Source organism: Actinomadura sp. KC06 (genome assembly GCF_004348735.1).
Lineage (GTDB): Bacteria > Actinomycetota > Actinomycetes > Streptosporangiales > Streptosporangiaceae > Spirillospora.
In genome coordinates this window covers 1-3,123 of the sequence record NZ_SMKT01000342.1, presented here as the reverse complement: position 1 = coordinate 3,123, position 3,123 = coordinate 1, and the positions used below count along the sequence as shown (strand labels likewise).

Sequence of the window (3,123 nt, the reverse complement as noted above, 5' to 3'; positions counted from 1 at the left end):
AGGGTTACGGGGGTGCCGATTTTTATCTGGGATGGGTCGCAGTTGATGATGTTGGTCAGGATTCTTGGGCCCTCGGGTAGGTCGACGTAGGCGACGATGTATGGGGTTAGGTCGCGGTATTTTCCGCGCGCTTTGCGTACCACCGTGTAGGAGTAGATGGTCGCTTCGCCTGATGCCGGGGACCAGGTTATGTCGCGGCCGCCGCAGTGCGGGCAGAACGGGCGTGGGTACCAGATCACTGTTGCGCAGGGTTCGCATCTGGGGAGGAGCAGTTGGCCCTCGGCGGTGGCCGTCCAGAAGGGGTCGGTCGGTGTGAAATCGGCCGGGGGTAGAGGGGTGCTCATGCGTCCTCACGTCCCAGGATCAGGGTGGCTGCGGAGCTTCGGGTGGCGAGTCGTCCGCCCGAGCCGTGCACGAGTGCTAGGCGGCAGTCGGGTACCTGGACCTCTGTCGCGGCCTCGCCGCGTAGCTGGCGCACTGCCTCGATCATCCGTGGCATTCCTCCTCGGTTGTCGGGCTGGTTGTTGCAGAGACCGCCGCCGTCGGTGTTCATGGGCAGCCGTCCGTGCGGGGCGACCAGCGCGCCGTCCTGGACGAACCGTCCGCCCTGGCCCTTCTCGCAGAAGCCCAGGTCTTCCAGCGCCATCAGCGCTGTGATGGTGAAGGAGTCGTAGATGGACGCGTAGTCGATGTCGGCGGGCGTCACGCCGGCCTCGGCGAACGCCGCCGGGCCGGACCAGACACCGGCGGTGTGGGTCAGGTCGCCGCCGGCGCCCTTGGCCGCCTCGCCGTGTCCGAGGACGGCGACGGAGTGGCGCGGCAGCCGGTGGGCGACCTCCGCGCTGGCCACGACCACCGCGCCGCCGCCGTCGGTCATGACGCAGCAGTCCAGCCGGTGCAGTGGATCGCTGATCAGCGGCGAGTTCACCACGTCGTCGACGGTGACCGGCTTGCGCAGGAACGCGTTCGGGTTGTGCTGCGCGTGCAGCGACGCGGCCACCTTCACCTCGGCGAGCTGGCGGCTCGTCGTCCCGAACTCGTGCATGTGGCGCATGGCGGCCAGGGCGTAGTTGTGGACGGTGTCCGTGATCCCCCAGTGCGTCTCGTAGTGCGTCTCCGGCGCTCCGGACAGGTCCGGGCCGGAGGCGAGCCGCAGGGTGCGCGGGCGGCCGCCCATGACGACCAGCGCGACGTGGCATTTTCCGGCCGCGATGGCGGCGGCGGCGTGCCCGACGTGCGACAGGTACGACGCGCCGCCCGTCTCGGTCGTGTCGAGGTACCGGCAGCGGACCCCCAGGTACTCCGCCATCGACAGCGGCCCCACGCCGGGAGCGTCGGAGTCGCAGAAGTACGCGTCGACGTCCGGCGGGGAGAGCCCGGCGTCGGCCAGTGCCGCGAGGGCCACCTCGGCGTGGATCTCCGCCACCGACAGGTCGGGGATGTCGCGGCGCGGGTGCTCGTGGGCACCGACGATGAACGCCGCGCCGCGCACCGTCACGGCGCGACCCCCTCGAAGTCCTTCACCCAGCGCTCGAAGCGCTCCGCGAAGTCCGGGATCTCCTCCATCGGGTAGTGCCCGATGCCCGGCATCAGCTCGAAGGCCGCGTGCGGGACGAGGTCGGCGATGCGCCGGACGCGGCTCGGCGGCACGAAGAAGTCGTCCTCGCCGGCGAGGATCCGCACCGGGCACGTGATGCCGGCCAGCGCGTCGCGGATGTCGTGGGTGAGCGCGCCGTGGATGTCGCTGACGGTGATGTGCCAGTCCTCGCGGCAGTGCATCTGGGCGATCAACTCCACCCGCTCGGGCGGGACCGATCGTCCGCAGGCTTCGACCGTGCCGTAGTAGGTGCGGTCGCGCATGCTGGGGGAACCGGAGTCTTCCAGGGCCGGTGGCGGCGGCGGTCGGCCGTCGCTGCCGAGCACTCCGGACGGGTCTAGTGCGACCACGCCGGACAGTGCGCTGGACATCTTCGTGGCGATGTCCAGAGCGATGCTGCCGCCGATCGAGCAGCCCAGGACGTAGGGGCGCTCCAGGCCCAGTGCGGTGATCAGCCGTACGCACCAGTCGGTGTACCAGGAGAGGTCGCTGATCGGCCCGCCGGGCGCCGGCTCCGAGCGGCCGTGGCCCGGCAGGTCGGGCACGACCACCCCGAAGCCCAGCTCGGCCAGCCCGGCGGCCACGTGCCGGTACTGCACGCCGCTCTGCCCGGCCGTGTGGAGGCACAGGACGGACGGGCGGTCGCCCGGACGGCTCTCGACGAAGGCCAGCCGGCCGTCGAGTTCCAGGTAGTCGGCGTTATGCACGGGTCGCCTCCGTCTCGCGGGCCAGCTCGCGGGCGTGGTCGAGCATGATCATGACCGCCTTGATCATGCGCAGGTACTGGTAGCCGCTGCCCTGGACGCGGAACAGGCCCTCGCTGGTGCGGCGGATGAAGTCGTTGGACTCGGCCGTGAGCAGCCCGACCCACGCGAGGTCAGCGCCCTCGACCGTGAACGTCGCACCGTCCAGGGACTTGCGCGCTACGTCGATGATCTCGCCCCGGTAGATCCGGAAGTGCGCCTGCCGGTCCTGGGCGTCGAACGCGATCGCGCCGTCGAAGCTGCGCGCGGCGGCGGCGAAGCGGGGGTCGCCGGCCAGCCGCTCGCGCAGCCGGCCGCCCCAGCGCACCGACGCGAAGTCGGCCGCCTCCCACTCCGCGGCCGCGTCCCGGGTCAGCGCGGCCGGAACGCTCCAGGCCACCGTCGAGCGTGACCGGACGCGGTCGAGATCGTCAACGACGTGCACCGTCTGGTGGATCGTCGCTCGCGCGGCACCGGCGACTCGCCTGGTGACGGTGGCTTCCAGGCGCACGGCCGTCCCGGCGTCTTCCCCGGGCGGGGGCTGCGGGTCCCAGCGCAACGACGCCAGTTCCGCGCCGTCGGCCGGGCGTACCTGCTCCAGCAGGCGCAGCAGGATCGCCAGGTCGGCGGCGTACGGCGGGTCGGCCGTGGCGTCGCGGGCCCCCGCGACGTGGCGGGCGCTGCGCGAACGCGTGCCCACGGCCGGTGCGGCATCCTCGGACATCGGGTCCCCCTCGGGGTCAAAGGTCGGGTTCAGGGCGGGGCAGGGGAGCCGGACGGGGC

Annotated in this window: 4 protein-coding genes; all 4 read right to left on the bottom strand. The window is 71.7% G+C overall.

All coding sequences use genetic code 11. From position 1 onward, the window contains the following. A partial coding sequence (locus tag E1287_RS42725) for a Zn-ribbon domain-containing OB-fold protein (RefSeq protein WP_131971778.1) occupies nt 1-344 on the bottom strand: 344 nt, incomplete at its 3' end. Beyond that, complete coding sequence (locus E1287_RS42720) at nt 341-1,498, bottom strand: thiolase domain-containing protein (RefSeq protein WP_131971776.1); 1,158 nt, start codon at nt 1,496-1,498, stop codon at nt 341-343. The genes E1287_RS42720 and E1287_RS42725, both read right to left, overlap by 4 nt. Then, nucleotides 1,495-2,304, bottom strand: coding sequence for an alpha/beta hydrolase (locus tag E1287_RS42715; RefSeq protein WP_131971774.1), 810 nt, complete (start codon nt 2,302-2,304; stop codon nt 1,495-1,497). Before E1287_RS42715 ends, E1287_RS42720 begins: the two co-directional genes overlap by 4 nt. Continuing rightward, nucleotides 2,297-3,123 (bottom strand): hypothetical protein (locus E1287_RS42710; RefSeq protein ID WP_207934814.1); only part of this gene is annotated, 827 nt, incomplete at its 5' end. The genes E1287_RS42710 and E1287_RS42715, both read right to left, overlap by 8 nt.